This window comes from Shewanella sp. GJ50-10 (genome assembly GCF_055808815.1).
In genome coordinates, this window is record NZ_JBVVSS010000001.1 from 259,481 (window position 1) to 278,132 (window position 18,652).

The window sequence follows — 18,652 nt, forward strand, 5'->3', positions numbered from 1 at the left end:
TATGTCTCAACAGTTTTATGATCCTTTGCTTGCTTCATCACCTGCATCACAGCCCTTTGCTAATAGCTACTGGGCAAGTACGCAAGCACTACCTAAATTATTGCCCTCATTAAATGGTCATCAGCAAACGGATGTAGCCATTATCGGTGGTGGATACACTGGCCTACTTACAGCTTACTACTTAGCAACAGAATACAATATTGATTGCCATGTACTTGAAGCAAACCAAGTGGGTTTTGGTGCCAGTGCACGTAATGCGGGCTTTGTATTAAAAGGCTCGGGCCGGTTAGGTTACTCGGCTATGGCAAAACGCTGGGATATGGCCACCGCCCAAGGCATTTATCACGAATTTAGCCAAGCGGTGACGCGAGTCGAAGGCTTGATTAACCAACATCAAATACCTTGTGAGCCGCAAGAGCATGGTTATCTCAAAGTAGCGCACAACCCTAAAGCGTTAAATAATCTAAAAAGCGCCGCTGATTTTATTCAGCAAAATATGGCTAAGGACAGTGATTTTTCAGCGCAATTTATCAATGCTGATGAATTTAGAAGCCAATACCTTAATCATCATCAAGCTTATGGCGCGTTAAGGCTTAATGATGGCTTTGGGATTAACCCTCTTAAGCTATTGCTGGGTTATAAATCCATGGTTGAAAAGCAGGAAATAACCATTAACGAGCAATCTTGCGTGCTCGATTGGGTAGAAGAAAACGGTAAACACCGCTTGTTAACTGAGCAGGGCGAATTGCTGGCTAATAAGGTGATAATGGCAGGCAATGCTTATTCTCCTAGGCGACTTAATCAAAGAATCGATGACAAGTTTTTACCTATTTTGAGCAATATTATCGTCACCGAACCTTTGACTGTCGATGAATTGCAAGTTGCTGGCTTACATAGTCATCAAGTCACTATGGATACGCGGATTTTAAAGTATTACTTTAGATTGCTGCCAGATAATCGATTGTTATTTGGTGGGCGCGGCGCCGTATGGGGCAAAGATGCAGCTAAAACGATTTATGGTCAGCGGTTAAAGCTTGCTATGGATAAGTGCTTTCCACATTTAAGTCGAAAGAAAGTCGCTTATAACTGGACTGGTTGGATAGCTGCATCGATGGATGATATGCCCCATGTGTATAGCAATAATGGTGTAGGTTACAGCCTAGGTTATTGCGGTGCAGGCGTGTCTTTTAGTGCTCAAGCGGCTTTTAGATTAGCCCAAAGTATTGCAGGCGAAAGCTTACCTAATTTACCTTTGTATAACTCCCCACTACCGCAAATGCCTTTTACAAAAGCAAGACGAATAGGGCAGTGGGGCTATTATCATTATGGCTGGCTCAAAGATAAGTTTGGCTAATATGTTAGCCAAGCTCAGCTTCCTGACTCAGCTCAGCTTCATCCAATGGCTCAATTTTAAAATTGAAATAGGCGTAAGACGCGCTGATAAATGGGCAAACTAAGTTGAATATGGCGTAAGGCAAGTAGGCAATGGTGGCAACACCTAAGGTGCTAGCCATAAATGCGCCGCAAGTATTCCATGGGATGAGTGGGCTGGTGACTGTTGCTGAATCTTCCAAAGCGCGGCTTAAATTGACCGCAGCTAGATTACGTTTTTGATACTCAAGTTTCAGCATACGCCCGGGAAGTACAATGGCAATGTATTGGTCTGCAGTTATTACATTCGCACCAATACAAACGCCTAATGTGGTGATAATCAAACTGCTAGTACCTGTTACTAAGCTCATGATGCTTTCAAGTAAGCGGGCTAATAACCCGGTGACTTCCATCACGCCGCCGAAGGCCATAGCACATAAAATTAGCCATACGGTTGTCACCATACTGCTCATGCCGCCACGACTTAACAGATTATCTAAAACCACGTCTCCAGTACTTGCCACATAACCGTCAAACATTGCTATCCAAATACCTTTGATAATAGCGATTAGAGGTAATAAATCAGGCTCATTCACATAAGCCACTACATTGTCGAATTGAAATATTGCAGCACAAATTGCGCCAGCAAGTGTGCCTATAATCACAGTTGGAAAAGCGGGCATTTTCTTATTGGCCAGAAAGAGCACCACGAGTAATGGCAGCAATAAATGCAGCCCAGGTTGATACGTCTTCTCAAGTAAGGTGAGCGTGTCGCCTAGTTGCGAATTAAAGCTCGATACATCGGCCGATAAACCTAAAAATATAAACACAATGAGCGCAATGATAATGCTCGGCACAGTAGTCCAAGTCATATGTTTGATGTGGCTAAAAATGTTTGAACCTGCCACTGCTGGCGCTAGGTTGGTTGTGTCTGATAATGGTGACATTTTATCGCCAAAATATGCGCCACTAATAATAGCGCCAGCGGTAATATTTACATCTAACCCCATGGCTGATGCAATGCCAATCAGTGCGATACCAATGGTGCCCGCAACCGTCCACGAACTACCAATACTGATTGCCACCACAGCACATAAAATACAGCTGGCCGCATAAAAATATTGCGGATGTAGAATTTGCATGCCGTAGTAAATCATGGTCGGCACTGTGCCCGCTAAAATCCATGTGCCAATGAGTGAGCCCACAGTAAATAAGATCAGTAAAGCGCCTGTCGCCACGCCAATACTTTTAATGATCCCGCGCTCCATTTGGTTCCAGCTATAGCCATTTTTATAACCAATAACAATGGCAATACACGCAGCAAGGATCAGCGCGATTTGATTCGCGCCTGATGAACTATCAGAAGAGAAAAGGTAAACCGCAGCGCCAAGCATAGTAATAAGTGCAATGACGGGAGCAAGGGCATCAAACAGGCTCGGCTGTTTATGTTGGGTGTCAGACATGGAGCTATCCCTAATGTTATTTTTATTATAGGTATCGTTTTATTGGCTGTTGATTTTAGTTGTTAATATTAACCGTTACAGCTGTTACTTATTTGTGGTAGTGCGACATCCTGCCATAGATACAGTGGCTAAGTCGATGTTTGTTAGATGCTTTAGAATAGTGAGAAAAGCGCTAAATTATCCCTTATTGAATCTTTAGCATATTCAAGTGGCATATTTACTCATCATGAGTGGCTACTGTTGCATAATTAACAAAATGGGCTTGAGGGAATTAACCTTGGTTTTTAATCTTACTTAGTTAATAGAAAAGAGAGGATTGAATCCTGCATATGCGATTAATGCTAATTTGCAGCTAAGGTTACACTTTATTCATTAAACAACTTCCTTATTTATCGTGGACTAAGAGTTTACTCCGACAACACGAGATAACAGCAGTAACAAAGGTAAAAGATGAATAAAATAATAATGGGCGCAGTGGTCGTTTCAGTTTCATTAAGCGCAATGGCACAGGAAAATGAAGCGATAGAACAGGCTCAAGTTGCAGAAGCGATGAGTGAGTTAGTGGTTGTTGAAACATCTATGTTGATGCTTGAAGAAGGCGACCAATACCATACTGAATTTATGACATTAATTACCACAGAGTTTAGTGAAATTTTAATCACTAATGAGCAAGCTAAAGACCTATCTTTAGTGAAGACAAAGCACTTTTATTTATCCGCAGAGCCAAATATTGCAACACTGACTCAAGTGATGTCGAACATTATTGATGCTGATAACCCAACCTATTTCTCAGTGAGTTTATTTCGTGAATATAACCGCAATAATGGTGGTTATCAGTTTGGTGCAAAAGTGACCGAATACGAAGACCTAGTAAATAAATAGTAAACCATTCTGATTTGATTCACCCCTTTGCCGAGCTCATGCTCGGCTTTTTTATATTTAGTGATTGTTATTCTAGCGTGTAGGCTGTGAACGTTAGATACTAGGGGAATTAGATTAGTGCTTTATTTCGAAAAAAACTTAAACAGCAAAGATCAACAGACCCTAGGCATTTTTACTGAACTTGGACACTATTTTAGGAATATTTATGAAGCTATCGACTTTTCATCCAGACTCTAGCGAAGAGGTTATTGCGCTTTACACTCAAGTGTTTGGTGATGCAGAAGGGGAGTCTGAGGGTAAAGTCATTGGTCACTTAGTGTCTGAGATATTAGCCACGACGAAACCTGAAGATTTATTCGGCTTTGTGGCGACGATTGATCATCAAATCGTTGGCTGTATTTTGTTTAGTAAGCTGACTTTAGCTAATAGCACTAAGGCATTTATTCTATCGCCAGTTGCGGTTGATACGTCTAATCAGGGCCTAGGTGTTGGCCAAGCACTGATTAGTTTTGGGCTTAAAGCATTAAAAGAGCAAGGCGTTGAGTTAGCGTTTACTTACGGCGATCCTAACTACTACGTTAAAGTGGGCTTTAAGCCTATGAGCGAATCTTGTATCAAAGCACCGCTTATTCTAACTTATCCAGAAGGGTGGTTGGCACAGTCGTTAACGGGCTCAGAGATTGAAGCGATTGAGGGTGAGAGCTTTTGTGTTGATGCGTTGAATGAGCAGTCTTACTGGTAATTGGGTTTCGGCTGAAATGCCGAAGTTTTTATTTATTCTTTAAATCTAAATCTAAATCTAAATCTACATTTACATCTACATCTACATCTACATCTACATCTACATCTACATCTACATCTACATCTACATCTACATCTACATCTACATCTACATCTACATCTACATCGAAATCAAGGTCGTGGCGCTTCGCCCACACCAGACCAAAAGGGTATCAACAGCAATACCCTCTTGGATCACCCCGCCGCACCTAATAAATTTTCTGAAAAACGAAAAATTTCAACGGTGATCTAGCCAGCTTTTAACTTCGTTTGTATTCCGCTTCGCCCATCTTCAAAAATCACTAACGCTTACGATGGGGCGTCTCTTCCCCTCGAAAGCTAGCCTGACATCCATGTCAGGACTCACGCGATTTTCTTGATGTACTCAAGCCTAGTGAATGCTGCGGCTTTGCCTTTTACTGAATACTCACATGAAGTTAAATCGCAGAAATAAAAATTCCCAATGCAGATGCAGCAGCGAGCTTCCCAAAAATGGCGAAATTAAATGATTTGAAAGGCTTTGAGTGAAGGCAAGGATGCAGAGCTGGCTGTTAAATATGGATGTTGTTGGTTTTGGCAGAGCTTATGGTGGAGTTATAGCTTGCTATAGTCGATATATTTAACTAAATACTTTTCCTGTCAAAGAGTTAAGTGTAAATAGTAAGGGTGTCCAAAAATAGTATGGGAACAAAAATGTTTCCCATACTATATTTCTAATATTTTAAATTTATTTAGGGCAATATGTTGACTCAACAGCAAACTGTACAGAATGGCCAAGTACATATGTATTGCTTATATAAGTGTTTACAGTACTTCTACACCACTGTAATGCATCCCCTTGAGATTCATATCCATTCCCTGCAGCATTCCAGCATTGTGATAAATCGTTAGAGCGATCACCTGCTAATAAAGCCGAGGAATCTGTAATTTTACAAGATGAGTAGGTGCTTTTACTAGAACCATCGGAACTGCCACCACAAGCAGTAAGTAAGAATACTGATAAAATTAATAACTTTTTCATAATGCCTACTTATTGTTTTGTTGTGAAATCTTGGGTGAATGTGACATGAGAGCTACAGTTAACTTCAAAATAATCGTGAATCATTTCTGGCAGCAGTATCTCTAAGTGAGTATTGCCTTGGCATATGAAAGTTAAACCTGATGCAGGTTGTAGAGTATATTGCTCCCCATAGAGATCTAGGATAAATGTTTCATTTGATAAATTGTCTACTAAAAGAGTATCTGGGAGGGTTGTTACATTAACTTTGACGTTATCAATAGAGGATTCTTGGGCTAAAGCGATAGAGCTGAAAGCTACTGAAGTAGCTAAAAGAGCAGCGTTGAGTATGTTCATTTATTCTCCAAAAAAATAAATGGACACAAATACACATTAGGAGTGTCGTTATCTTCCTGATAGTAGTTTGTTATCCATGTTAAATGTATTGTTCCGCACCCGCACAATACAGTTATCGGGTTGTTTTTAAAAGAGTTATAGTATATTTCAAGCTTAACTGCTTACTTGTTGAACGTTTGTAGCATCTTGTATCAATTTTATTGTTATATATTCAATGTAACTTATTTAAATCAGACGCTTACACTTGTTTTTATGAATGCTAGATGGAAGTTGCAACCGATTATGTAGGGCTGTAAATGCAAAAGTATTTAAGTGACGAAAACAAAAAAATCCCTGTGATTATTAGCATTGGCTTCTATCACAGGGATTTTTTTATCGCTTCAACAACAAGCAAAAACTAACGAGTTAGTCTTTTCCTTGCTCGCGTGCGATTGCGCGGTAGGCGATATCGGTGCGGAAGTAGACGTCATCCCAGTGGATGGCGTCGACTAGCTTGTATGCGCTAGCTTGTGCTTCTGTCACTGTGTTACCTAGTGCTGTGGCACATAATACGCGGCCGCCTGCTGTGACAACGTGGCCGTCTTCCATGGCTGTACCAGCGTGGAATACTTTGGCGTTGTTATCACCTAAAGATAAACCATCAATCACGTCTGCTTTGCGGTATGCATCAGGGTATCCGCCTGCTGCTAGTACAACACCGACTGCTGCGCGTGAATCAAATTCTGCTGTTACTGTAGCAAGCTCGCCGCGGGTGGCTGCTAAACAAAGCTCAACTAAATCAGATTGTAGACGCATCATGATTGGCTGTGTTTCTGGGTCGCCAAAGCGGCAGTTGTACTCAAGCACTTTTGCGCTGCCGTCTGGTGCAATCATTAAGCCTGCGTATAAGAAACCGGTGTAAACATTGCCTTCAGCTGCCATGCCGTCAACCGTTGGGCGGATAACGTTAGCAATTGTCCAGTCGTGTACTTTTTGAGTCACAACAGGTGCTGGTGAGTATGCACCCATGCCGCCAGTGTTTGGGCCGTAATCACCGTTATCACGGGCTTTATGGTCTTGGCTGGTGGCCATGGCTAAGATGTTTTTGCCGTCTACCATGACGATAAAGCTGGCTTCTTCACCTTTTAAGAATTCTTCGATAACCACGCGAGAACCGGCTTCGCCAAACTTATTGCCTGCTAGCATGTCTTCGATAGCGGCATCAGCTTCAGCTTGGTCAGCGGCGATAATCACGCCTTTACCCGCTGCTAAACCGTCAGCTTTAATCACAACAGGGAAACCTGTTTTGTTGGTTAACTCAACTGAGTAAACTTTTGCTGCGTCAATTTCGGTGAAGTTTGAGTAGTCCGCTGTTGGGATGTTATGACGAGCTAAAAAGTCTTTAGTGAAGGCTTTTGAAGACTCAAGCTGCGCTGCGCCTTGAGTTGGGCCAAAGATCGCTAAACCTGCTTCGTTAAAGGCATCCACTACACCAAGTGCTAATGGTACTTCTGGGCCAACAATAGTGAGTTCAATTTTGTTGTCTTGAGCAAATTTCACTAACTCTGAAATTGCTTCAACCTTAATGTCGACGTTTTCTAATTTTGGTTCTAAAGATGTGCCCGCATTACCTGGCGCCACAAATACAGTGTCAACTTGTGGTGATTGTGCTGCTTTCCAAGCTAACGCATGTTCGCGTCCGCCGCCGCCAATTACTAAAACTCTCATTGATTCACCCTCAAACAATTAAAAATATAATCTTTTTAAAACGAAAAAAGCAGCCAAATGAGGCTGCTCTATTCAAATGCTATTTAGTGACGGAAGTGACGCATTCCGGTGAACACCATAGCAATGCCGTGCTCGTCTGCTGCTGCGATGATTTCTTCATCGCGGATTGAACCGCCCGGTTGGATGATACAGCTGATGCCCGCTGCTGCGGCTGCATCAATACCATCACGGAATGGGAAGAATGCATCTGATGCCATAACTGAGTTTTCAACCACTAAACCTTCGTCAGCAGCTTTAATACCTGCAACTTTCGCTGAATAAACGCGGCTCATTTGGCCTGCGCCTACGCCGATTGTCATGCCATCTTTTGCGTATACAATCGCGTTTGATTTAACAAACTTAGCCACTTTCCAGCAGAACATTAAGTCAGTTAACTCTTCAGCAGTTGGTTGGCGTTTTGAAACCACTTTAACGTCTTCAACGTTAACCATACCTTGGTCACGGTCTTGAACTAACAAGCCACCATTAACACGCTTAAAGTCTTGAGTCGTGGTTTTAGTGTTCCACTCGCCACACTCTAATAAACGTACGTTAGCTTTAGCTGCAACGATATCACGTGCTGCTTGGCTAACTTTAGGGGCGATAATCACTTCAACGAATTGACGGTCAACAATCGCTTTCGCTGTGTCTGCATCTAATTCTTGGTTGAAAGCAATGATGCCACCAAACGCTGATGTAGGATCGGTTTTGAATGCACGGTCGTATGCTTCTAATAAGCTATCGCCTAGTGCTACGCCACATGGGTTAGCATGCTTAACGATGACACAAGCTGGGCCTTCAAATTCTTTAACACACTCAAGTGCTGCGTCAGTATCTGCGATGTTGTTGTAAGACAGCGCCTTACCTTGCAGTTGTGTTGCGCTCGCCACTGAGGCTTCATCAATGTGTGCATCAACATAGAATGCGGCTTTTTGGTGGCTGTTTTCACCGTAACGTAAATCTTGTTTTTTCACTAACTGAGTATTGAAAGTGCGTGGGAAGCTTGAATCTTCGTGACACTCATCTTTACTGTGGGCAGGAACCATAGTGCCGAAGTAGTTAGCAATCATGCCGTCATAAGCTGCAGTATGCTCGAATGCGGCAATGGCTAAGTCAAAGCGAGTTTCAAGTGTTGTGCTGCCTTCGTTAGCTTGCATTTCTGCAATCACGCGGCCGTAGTCGCTAGCATTAACAACAATCGTGGTGTCTTTGTGGTTTTTAGCAGTAGAGCGAACCATAGTAGGGCCGCCAATATCGATGTTTTCAACTGCGTCAGCCAAAGTACAACCTTCTTTTGCCACTGTAGAGGCAAATGGGTAAAGGTTAACGGCAACTAAGTCGATTGGTTTGATGGCATTTTGTTCCATCACGATTTCATCGATACCACGACGCGCAAGAATGCCGCCATGTACTTTAGGGTGAAGTGTTTTAACACGACCATCCATGATCTCAGGATGCCCGGTGTAGTCAGAGACTTCGGTCACTGGAATATTATTATCAGCAAGTAATTTAGCGGTGCCACCAGTAGAAAGTAACTCTACGCCTTGCTCATGTAATGCTTGTGCAAACTCAAGCATTCCAGTTTTATCAGATACGCTTAACAGCGCGCGACGAATAGGTCTGACATTATTCATGTAGGTACAGTGTCCACTATTTATTTTAAGGAAGTTTGGCAAAACAGAATTACTCGAACATTGTGGTGTGAAATCTGTTTTGCCAAAGTTCCTACGCCCTTCATCTTATTGTTATTTTGAAGTGAGCCGTAATGAAACGCGCGTATTTTAACGTAATCAGTGTTATTTCGGGAAATTTCTGCGCGATTTCACAATATTGAAATAAGAACAAAGTAAGTAGGTTATTTATGTTCTATAAAACCCTTGACCTTGGATTTAACTCTAAGGTTTATACTGAGTGTTATACATTGAGATCGGATTCAATTTAGCAGGTAAAAATATGTATCGAATTGGTGAGCTTGCAAGGTTATTTGAAGTAAAAACAGATACGCTGCGATTTTATGAAAAACATGGTTTATTGGCGCCGTCTAATCGTTCTGACGCGGGCTATAGACTGTATAACCAAGACGATGCGCAAAAGTTACGTTTTATCATTCGCGCTAAAGCAGTAGGTTTTAGTTTAAGTGACATTGCTGAGTTGTTATCCATTGAACTGGATAAGTCCAATTGGGCTTGTGCGGATGTTAAGGGGATGGTGGACACCAAGCTCGAGCAAGTTCAAGCCAAAATTGCAGAACTTGAATTTTTTGCCAGCTCATTAAACAAGTTATCTCAGGCTTGTTGTGGTGGACCTGAAAGCGCAGAGCATTGCTCTATATTGGAAGCGTTAGAATCATCAGATAAAGAATTGCAGCCAAAAGCTGAACATCACGCTGCTATACAGAATTAAGAGTGGAACAAAACATGTTAATCGCTAACTTTGTCGAGTTATTTTTAGAGTCTGCGCCTTGGTTATTATTAGGCTTAGTGCTTGCAGGTTTATTAAAAGTGTTTGTGCCAATGGCGTGGATGCAAAAACAGCTGGGTGGCCACGGTTTAAAAACAGTGGTGAAAGCCGCAGTCATTGGCGCGCCTCTGCCGTTATGTTCATGCGGGGTTATTCCTGCCGCTGTGGGTTTACGACGTAGTGGCGCTTCAAAAGCAGCGACCACTTCCTTTTTAGTGTCGACGCCTGAAACTGGAGTTGACTCAGTGACAGTTTCTTACGTATTACTTGGCCCATTCATGGCTATCATCCGCCCAATTGCAGCAATCACTAGCGCTATTGTGGCAGGCTTATTAGTTGGTAGAGACGATAAGATAGATACGAAAACGACAGGTAATTCGGGCAAACTTGCTAATGATCTTACTAATGAACTTAGTGGTGCAGGTGAAGTGACATCGTCTTGTTGTAGTAGCAAACAATCTAACGACACAGCGATTGCTCACTCTGTGACTGACACACCTAAATTTAAGCCAGATACTGCCCCTATGATGGCTCAGTCGGGCATTAATTCATTATCAGGCGTTAAATCATTATCAGTGGAAAAACCTGCTGCAAGTTGTTGCGCTAAAACAGAGGTTACCGCTCAAACTAAAGCTGATAACAATGCAGAGAAAGTTAGCTGCTGCTCAAGTAAAGCGACTAAGTTAGAAACGAATGTAGAAACGACAGCCGAAAATGCCAGTTGTTGTGCAAGTAAAACAGCGGCGAGTGCGGAAACTAAAACTGAAGCAGCTAGTTGTTGTTCAAGCAAGAAAGATAAAGCTGCAGTGTCAGAAGAAAGCTGCTGTGAGTCGACCAAAGATATGGCGACAGAGCTTAAAAGCGAGTCGGTATTATCTCGCATTAAGTCAGGGCTCATGTATGCCGCAACCGATTTAGTCCGAGACACTGCTTTATGGCTATTAGTAGGCTTATTCTTTGCTGCTTTGGTGCAAACCTTTGTGCCGGGAGACTTTTTAGCCAAATGGGGTGACGGCATTTTAGCAATGCTAGTGATGGTATTGGTATCAGTACCTATGTATATCTGCGCTACTGCATCAACGCCAATAGCGGCGGGGTTATTATTAGCAGGCGTATCACCTGGCGCGGTATTAGTGTTTATGATGGCGGGTCCAGCGACCAATATCGCTACGCTTGGGGTAGTCAGTAAAGAGTTAGGTAAGCGTGCATTATTTGGCTATTTAGGCGGGGTGCTAGGCGTTGCATTGCTGTTTGGTGTGCTAGTTAATTACTTGGTGGCCAACTTTGGTTTTGTGGTCATGCCACAAATTGGTGAACAACATGAGCTATTGCCAGACTTTGTGACGATCACTTCAGGTGTTGTATTGGCACTATTAATGGCGAAAGTGATTTACGAGAAGTTACCAATAAAGAGTATGCGAAGAGACTGCTGCTCTTAATTTTACTATTGATGGATTAGTCACTTCATAGCTGCATTACTTAAAAGACCCGCGAGGGTCTTTTTTTGTGGAGGAATATCCATTACTCAACGCTCACTGATACATACTGTCACCTAGTTTATTGATTTTTAACCATCAAGTTAGTATTCAGCTACCAGTTGTTAATATCAGCTTTACCTAAACAAGACACAGCTCAAGCTTTCAATTTAAACAATATCAGATTTGTTAAAATTCGGATCTTACGTGATCCGAGTCACTCATTTCATTAAATGGAATATCTAATATGCGCGCAAGTACCTATTAGTTGGTATTAAAAAAACGGAGTGATGATGAAACATTTAACAAAGTGCAAATTAGCATTTGTTATTGCAGCAGCAGTGGGGATTGCGGGTTGTGGTAGCGACGGTAAAGATGGCGCACCAGGTGAACCAGGTCCAGGGCCTAACCCACCAGAAGTAGAAACTTCTGAAATTACTAATGTAGAGTATATCTCTCATTTAGTTGAAGAAGGTCAAGTTACGGTTGAGTTTGGTATCACTAACGAAGACGATATCCAAATTGTTGGTTTAGAAGATGCTGAGCTTTACGTTGCTGCTTTAACTGAACAAGGTATTAAGCGTAGTAACAGCAGTGATGAAAATCCTGTTGGCGGCGTGGCCAAAGCTAGTGATGAAGGTGCATCGTTAACCTTACTTGAAAACGGCAACTATGAGTTTGTTGGCCCAATGGCGGCAATTCAAGCTGATACTAATGGTATCTTCCGTTTACAAGTTGGTGGCGGCGACACTGATATTGCGACTTCAGATTACATCGTAATTGAAAAGCCAGAAGCAGCGATGACAACGTCAACTGAAGCTTGTTATACCTGTCACGTAGATTATTCAACTTCAAGCTTTAGACATCCGTCACGCGTTGCCGTTGATGTTGAAGGTCAAGTTGATTTTGTTGCGGGTTGTATGACTTGTCATGGTCATGTTACTCGTGATGACAATGGTTCAAACACCCACATGCAAAAAATTGGTCATATCAATCACCAAGGTTTTGAAACTGGTTTTGAAGTATCTAACTGTACCACTTGTCACGTAGATCCAATCACGACTGTATACAGCCAACAGACTTGTCATGACTGTCATGATGCTGCAGGTGTTGCGAGCACAGAAGTTGAAGCGACATTCAACAGCTTTAACCAATCAGGTGATGACTGGCGTGAATTCCACACTGTAATGACTGAACGTAAAGAACTGAAAGAAGAGCATGTTGCTTCTGCTTCAGCGCCTTACTTTGTTCAAGAGACTTCACAGTGGTGTAGTGATGTTTCTCTTCACGATGTTGAAGAAAACCAACTTAACCTAGGTGAACTTGTTGATGCAGGTACTGTTTCAGTATCTAGCTACTTACACGGTTACTACGAAGCTTCGATCACTGGTCGTGCTGCTTCTATGAGCGTTTCTACATCTGGTGAGAGCATTGCTTTATGTGGCTCTTTAGATGAAAGCTTTGCCGGTTCTGAGCTATTTGCTTCTGCACGTATTACGTTTGATGGCTTAATGAGTATTACTGCTCACTCTGACATCGTTAGCGCAGAAGGTGCATTCATCAATGAATTTGAGCGTCGTCATAGTGTGACTGCTGACAGCTGTACTTCATGTCATAACTCAGAAGGCGATTACCATAAAGGCGGTAGCTTTGATGAAGGTGGCTTTGGTTGTTTAGCATGTCATAACAACGGTCAAGATCGTAATGCTAAAAGTTCAGCTCCTGGCTTTGGACCTATGGTTCATAGCATGCACTGGGGTGAAGGTAGCGATGCGGTAACTGGCGAGCCAAACTCTGCGACTAAGCTAAATGCTGAAAACTGTGTTGCTTGTCATGCTGATGGTATCGACTTATACGAAGTGCCAAATGCATACATCAAATCTAAAGCATTCAATGGTGGTGACGCTGGTGTGATGACTTCTCCTGTTATGGCAAACTGTTTTGCTTGTCATAACGATGAGAAAGCACAAAGCCATATGGAGCAAAATGGTGGTGAGCTAAACGTACCGGTTACTGCTGATTGGCATACTCAATCTACATCAGAATCTTGTGCAACTTGTCATGCTGAAGGTAAGTCTTTCGGTATCGAAAAATTCCACGTTTTTGAACGTTAATTTATAAATCAATAGTAAAGGGGCTTGTTCAACAAGCCATTTGAGTTGATTGTTAAATAACCTAAAAAGCCACTAATTATTAGTGGCTTTTTTAATTTCTGAAATCCACATCCTGTAATAGCTTAAAAAGAAAAATATCTTATGCGACTAACTAAAATTAGCTTATACAGTCGCTTATGATACAAACTGCTACAAACTTGCGGCTCAAGCTTAAAATAACCTTAATTTATTATTAGTGAGCTTTAACTTATGGTTTATTAACACTAATCGCATAGGATAATTTTAGGCTAGCTGCATGAAAAACAACAAATTTATATAATGTTGCAAAAATTAATAAAGTGTAAACCCTTTAAAAACAGCTGCTTGCATATATGTTATATTCGTTATTTATTATATAAGGGAGTAGTTATAAAGATCTAAATCAAAGTTCTGGAATAAAGACTATATTTTGAACTTGTTATATAGGCGGCTGTGATCATAATCACTATTTCAAAATAGAGAAAAGCCTAGTATTAAAAACGGGTTATACCTACAAAGTAGTATTTAAAAATATTCGGAGTGATGATGAAAAATTTAACGAAATGCAGATTAGCTTTCGTTGTTGCAGCGGCAATGGGGATTGCAGGCTGTGGTAGCGATGGCAAAGATGGTGAAGATGGCGCACCAGGTGAACCAGGTCCTGGACCGAATCCACCAGTAACAGAGATGTCTGAAGTGACTCATATCACTATGATTTCTCATGCTATTGAAGAAGGTCAAATTCGTTATGAATTTGAAGTCACTAACGAAGAAGATGAGTTAGTTGAAGGCCTAGTTAAAGCAGAAGCAAAATTTGCAGAATTAACTGATAAAGGTGTAGTGCTAAATCGTGATGGCGCAATTGGTGGTTACACTGATAGCGCTAAAGAAGGTTCTGAGCTTATATCTTTAGGTGAAGGACGCTACGAGTTTGTTGCTGCTATGCCTGCAGTGACAGTAGCATCTGAGGGTATTGTTTGGTTACGTGTTGGCGGTGACGATTCAACTCAAATCGCTCGTTCACAACCACTTGTGGTTGATAAACCTGAAATGATCCACACTTCAACTACTGAAACTTGTTATAGCTGTCACGTTGATTACGCGACATCTAGCCAAAGACATGCAAGCTATACAGCGATTAACGTTGAAGGCGATGTTGACTTTGTTGCAGGTTGTTTAGTGTGTCACAACAACGTGTCACGTGCAGAAGAAGACGGTGGCTATGCTACTGCAACGTTACAAAAGATTGGTCATATCAATCACCAGAAGTTTGAAAAAGACTTCACACCGACTAACTGTTACAGCTGTCACGCTGAGCCAGTAATCAATACTAGCATCGCTGGTAACGGTTGTAGTGATTGTCATGCTTCAGATTCTGCTGCAGCGGCAATTGTTCAAGCAAATAGTGATTTTGATGCACGTGCATTCCATGCTCAATCTGCACTAATTGGTCTTGAAGAGCGTCAAACTATTCGTGCAGAGCATTCAACAACACTTTCTGCTGTTTACATGAATGATGCTAATGAATACTGTACAGATTTAACGCTGTACAAAGGCGAAGAAATGCTTGATATCGAAGCATTATACACTGACGGTACGCTAAGTTACGCAAGTACTTATATCCACGGATACCACAACGAATCTATTGTTGGTCGTGAGTCTCGTACTTATAACGAAAGCTACAAAGGTGATGGTTCTAAAACCATGTGTCACCCAACGTTAGATCTTCAAACTGCACAAATCATGGCAAGCTCTCGTCTTACCTTTAAAGGCGGCAACTGGATTGATGACGATAGCAAATACGGTGTTTCTTTCACTAGCTACTCGCCAGTGACTGAACTTGCAGATCTATCTGAAGAAACAGAATATGACCGTCGTCATGCTGTAACTACTGATAGCTGTACTACTTGTCACAACAACGAAACTAACTACCACAAGAACGGTAGCTATGTTGAAGGTGGCTTAGATTGTGTTGCTTGTCATAACAATGGCCAAGACCGTAACGCTGCAGGTTCTGCACCTGGTTTCGGACCTATGGTTCACAGCATGCACTGGGGTATCGGTAACGAGCTTTCAGGTGCTAAGCAAGATGAAGATGGTAACAACGTACCAAATTCAGCAGACAGCTTAAACGCTGATAACTGTGTATCTTGTCACGCTGAAGGTATCTCATTAGCTGAAATTCCTAACCAATACATGCTTTCTAAAGCATTCAATGGTGGCACTTCAGGTGTAATGACTAGCCCTGTAACTGCGAACTGTTATGCTTGTCACGACAGTGCATCAGCACTAAGCCACATGGAACAAAATGGCGGTGAGCTGAATGTTGATGCTGGTGATGACTGGTACACTCATGGTACTGCTGAATCTTGTGCAACATGTCATGATACTGGTAAGTCTTTTGGTATCGACAAGTTCCATAACTTCGAGCGTTAATATGACGTACTAATGTTTAACTGTTAAAAGCAATATCCCTGCTGACTTGTTTTTAACGTTACATTGATACAAAAAGCCACTCATCATGAGTGGCTTTTTTATTGCCAAATTTTACTTGAATACCTGTTCTTAAAAAGAAACAATCAGTTTCCTTAAGAGGATAATCGGTTAATGAATAAATTTATGAGTTCAACAGCTTTAACCTCATGAAAAGTAATATTTTATGAGGGTTACATTTTTATTCGACTGTATTTTTTTTGAGTGACTCAGGTTTGCTTTGTGTTGTAATTGTTATTTAGTTGGCACCATTGTATTTATTTAGATCTAAATCAAATTTTAATCAAAAAAAGCATTCATTAAGCTTCATTTAAGGTTCGCCGTGACCTTTATCACTATTTAGAAAATTAGAAACGTCTAGTATAAAAATCAGATGTACCTAAAAAGTAGTAAAATAAATCGGAGTGATGAAGATGAAGCATTTAACGAAACGCAGACTCGCTTTCGTTGTCGCAGCTGCAATGGGGATTGCAGGTTGTGGTAGCGATGGAAAAGATGGTGAAGATGGTGCCCCTGGTGAACCAGGTGAGCCCGGAGTTCCAGAAACACCAGTAACTGAGGTGTCTGAAATTACCAATGTTGAGTATATTGCTCACATGGTAGAAGAAGGCCAAGTGACTGTTGAATTTAATATAACTGATGAAGATGGCACGGCAATCACTGGGCTAGAAAATGCGGCTATTTACCTTGCGGCAATGACTGATAGTGGTATTCAACGCAGTAGGGATGGCACCGTTGGTGGTAACGCGACTTTTGGTGGCGATACGCCAACAGAAGGGGCGACGATTACTGAAGTCGACGATGGTCAATATACGCTAGTCGCTCCAATGGCTGCTGTTCAAGCAGACACAGAAGGCTTGATTCGTTTACAAGTGGGAAATGATGAAGGTATAGCTGCTTCACCATATATCATTATCAATAAGCCAGAAAATACCCATACAAGTACAACTGAAACTTGTTACTCATGCCACGTAGATTACGCAACATCAGATATAAAACATAGTAAGTACGTCGCGCTGAATACCGAAGGCGAAGTGGATTTCGTTGGCGGTTGTATGGTGTGTCATAACAATGTACCACGTGATATAGCTGAAGATGGTACTTCATTAGATACGGGTGGTTATGCTAAAAACAGCATGCAAAAACTGGGTCATATTAACCACCAAAAATTTGAAAAAGATTTCACCCCAACAAATTGTTATACCTGTCACGCAGAGCCTGTAGTGAATACTAGTATTGCTGGTAACGGTTGTAGTGACTGTCATGGTGATGGCCAATCTGGTGTGATTGTTCCTGCTGAAGGCTTCGATGCACGTGCATTCCATGCTGAAGCGACTTCAATTGGTTTAGTTGAGCGTGAAGAAATTCGTGCAAACCATTACACCACAACAAGTAACCCATACTTTAATCCAACAATGGATGAGTGGATTGACCACAAAGATGTCGCATGGACTTCTGGTTATTGTGTGGATATTGCGTTATTTGATAACTCAGGTGACACACCTGTGCAATTAAATATCGGTGAAATGTACGCAGCACATGAAGTGACTTATGGTGGTGCTTACATTAATAACTACCATAATGATTCTATTGTGGCTCGTGTGATTTCTCATGGCGCTGAAGGTTACATTGAGAATGCAGACGGCTCTCGTTCAGTTTGTTACGGTGAATTAACTGATGGCTTTGAAGATGCGAATCTTTCTGCAAGCTCTCGTATCACAATCGCAGATACAAACTGGGAAGATAGTGATGGTGAGTTCGGTGTCTCATTCACAGGTTACAGTGAAGTTGTTGACCCAATTAACTTTGAAAAAGTACAAGATTGGGGACGTCGTCACGCAGTCACTGAAGATAGCTGTACAACTTGTCATAACAACGATACTAACTACCACAAAAATGGTGGCTATCGTGATGGTGGTTTAGATTGTGTTGCTTGTCATAATAACGGTCAAGACCGCAGAGCTGCATATTCAGCGCCAGGCTTCGGACCTATGGTTCACAGCATGCACTGGGGTATTGGTAATGCACTTTCAGGTGCTAAAACTGATGAAGATGGCAACAACGTTGAAAACTCTGCGGCAAGTTTGAATGCTGACAACTGTGTGTCTTGTCATGCTGATGGTGTAAGCCTAGCTGATGTGCCTAATCAGTACATGTTGTCAAAAGCGTTCAATGGTGGTGTTTCTGGGGTAATGACTAGCCCAATCACAGCTAACTGTTTTGCTTGTCATGATTCAGACTCAGCGCTGAGCCATATGGAGCAAAATGGTGGTGAGTTCAACGTACCAACTACCGATAAATGGTTCACTGAAGGAACTGCAGAGTCATGTGCAACTTGTCATGATACTGGTAAGTCTTTCGGTATCGACAAGTTCCATAACTTCGAGCGTTAAGCTAATTTTGCAAGAGTAAGCTTATACTCAAAATAAAAGGTTACTGCAGTCCTCCCTGCAATCTGGCTGCAGTAACCTTTAAAAAGCCACTATTGATAAAATA

Annotated in this window: 14 protein-coding genes; 8 read left to right on the forward strand and 6 right to left on the reverse strand. The window is 41.8% G+C overall.

The annotated features are described in order from the left end of the window. Nucleotide 1 precedes the first annotated feature (1 nt). Nucleotides 2-1,354, forward strand: coding sequence for an NAD(P)/FAD-dependent oxidoreductase (locus AC0L4E_RS00980; RefSeq protein WP_473677611.1), 1,353 nt, complete (start codon nucleotides 2-4; stop codon nucleotides 1,352-1,354). Nucleotides 1,355-1,358: 4 nt separating this feature from the next. Here AC0L4E_RS00980 and nhaC read toward each other — a convergent pair whose 3' ends face one another. Then, nucleotides 1,359-2,834: a Na+/H+ antiporter NhaC gene (gene nhaC / locus AC0L4E_RS00985; RefSeq protein ID WP_473677612.1), complete on the reverse strand. Its 1,476-nt coding sequence runs from the start codon at nucleotides 2,832-2,834 to the stop codon at nucleotides 1,359-1,361. A gap of 450 nt (nucleotides 2,835-3,284) precedes the next feature. Here nhaC and AC0L4E_RS00990 point away from each other — a divergent pair, with 450 nt between their 5' ends. Together AC0L4E_RS00990 and AC0L4E_RS00995 are read left to right on the forward strand one after the other, a co-directional pair. After that, nucleotides 3,285-3,716 carry a hypothetical protein gene (locus AC0L4E_RS00990; RefSeq protein WP_473677613.1) on the forward strand — a complete coding sequence of 144 codons (432 nt, stop codon included), beginning with the start codon at nucleotides 3,285-3,287 and terminating at the stop codon, nucleotides 3,714-3,716. Nucleotides 3,717-3,921: 205 nt separating this feature from the next. After that, nucleotides 3,922-4,458 carry a GNAT family N-acetyltransferase gene (locus tag AC0L4E_RS00995; protein WP_473677614.1) on the forward strand — a complete coding sequence of 179 codons (537 nt, stop codon included), beginning with the start codon at nucleotides 3,922-3,924 and terminating at the stop codon, nucleotides 4,456-4,458. A gap of 28 nt (nucleotides 4,459-4,486) precedes the next feature. Here the strand turns inward: AC0L4E_RS00995 and AC0L4E_RS01000 are convergent, their stop codons facing one another. From AC0L4E_RS01000 to purH, 5 genes are all read right to left on the reverse strand, one after another. Then, nucleotides 4,487-4,654 (reverse strand): hypothetical protein, encoded by a 168-nt coding sequence (locus AC0L4E_RS01000; RefSeq protein WP_473677615.1) that lies wholly within the window; start codon nucleotides 4,652-4,654, stop codon nucleotides 4,487-4,489. A 569-nt stretch (nucleotides 4,655-5,223) separates the two neighbouring features. Then, a complete protein-coding gene (locus tag AC0L4E_RS01005) occupies nucleotides 5,224-5,517 on the reverse strand; it encodes a hypothetical protein (protein ID WP_473677616.1) in 294 nt (97 codons plus the stop codon). 9 nt (nucleotides 5,518-5,526) lie between these two features. Continuing rightward, the gene (locus tag AC0L4E_RS01010; protein WP_473677617.1) at nucleotides 5,527-5,850 is read right to left on the reverse strand and encodes a hypothetical protein; all 324 of its coding nucleotides are present in this window, start codon (nucleotides 5,848-5,850) and stop codon (nucleotides 5,527-5,529) included. 405 nt (nucleotides 5,851-6,255) lie between these two features. Next, nucleotides 6,256-7,557, reverse strand: a complete 1,302-nt coding sequence (gene purD / locus AC0L4E_RS01015; protein WP_473677618.1) for a phosphoribosylamine--glycine ligase — start codon at nucleotides 7,555-7,557, stop codon at nucleotides 6,256-6,258. 83 nt (nucleotides 7,558-7,640) lie between these two features. Then, nucleotides 7,641-9,230, reverse strand: coding sequence for a bifunctional phosphoribosylaminoimidazolecarboxamide formyltransferase/IMP cyclohydrolase (gene purH / locus AC0L4E_RS01020; RefSeq protein WP_473677619.1), 1,590 nt, complete (start codon nucleotides 9,228-9,230; stop codon nucleotides 7,641-7,643). 319 nt (nucleotides 9,231-9,549) lie between these two features. On the opposite strand from purH, the gene zntR reads away from it, so the two are divergent. From zntR to AC0L4E_RS01045, 5 genes are all read left to right on the forward strand, one after another. Next, entirely contained in the window at nucleotides 9,550-9,999 is a 450-nt protein-coding gene (zntR, locus tag AC0L4E_RS01025) for a Zn(2+)-responsive transcriptional regulator (RefSeq protein WP_473681450.1), read from the forward strand. 14 nt (nucleotides 10,000-10,013) lie between these two features. Next, on the forward strand, nucleotides 10,014-11,495 hold the full coding sequence (locus AC0L4E_RS01030; protein WP_473677620.1) for an SO_0444 family Cu/Zn efflux transporter: 1,482 nt from the start codon (nucleotides 10,014-10,016) through the stop codon (nucleotides 11,493-11,495). Between the two features lie 329 nt (nucleotides 11,496-11,824). Continuing rightward, complete coding sequence (locus tag AC0L4E_RS01035; protein ID WP_473677621.1) at nucleotides 11,825-13,645, forward strand: multiheme c-type cytochrome; 1,821 nt, start codon at nucleotides 11,825-11,827, stop codon at nucleotides 13,643-13,645. 564 nt (nucleotides 13,646-14,209) lie between these two features. After that, on the forward strand, nucleotides 14,210-16,099 hold the full coding sequence (locus AC0L4E_RS01040; RefSeq protein WP_473677622.1) for a multiheme c-type cytochrome: 1,890 nt from the start codon (nucleotides 14,210-14,212) through the stop codon (nucleotides 16,097-16,099). A 470-nt stretch (nucleotides 16,100-16,569) separates the two neighbouring features. Continuing rightward, a complete protein-coding gene (locus tag AC0L4E_RS01045; protein ID WP_473677623.1) occupies nucleotides 16,570-18,549 on the forward strand; it encodes a multiheme c-type cytochrome in 1,980 nt (659 codons plus the stop codon). Nucleotides 18,550-18,652: the final 103 nt, after the last annotated feature.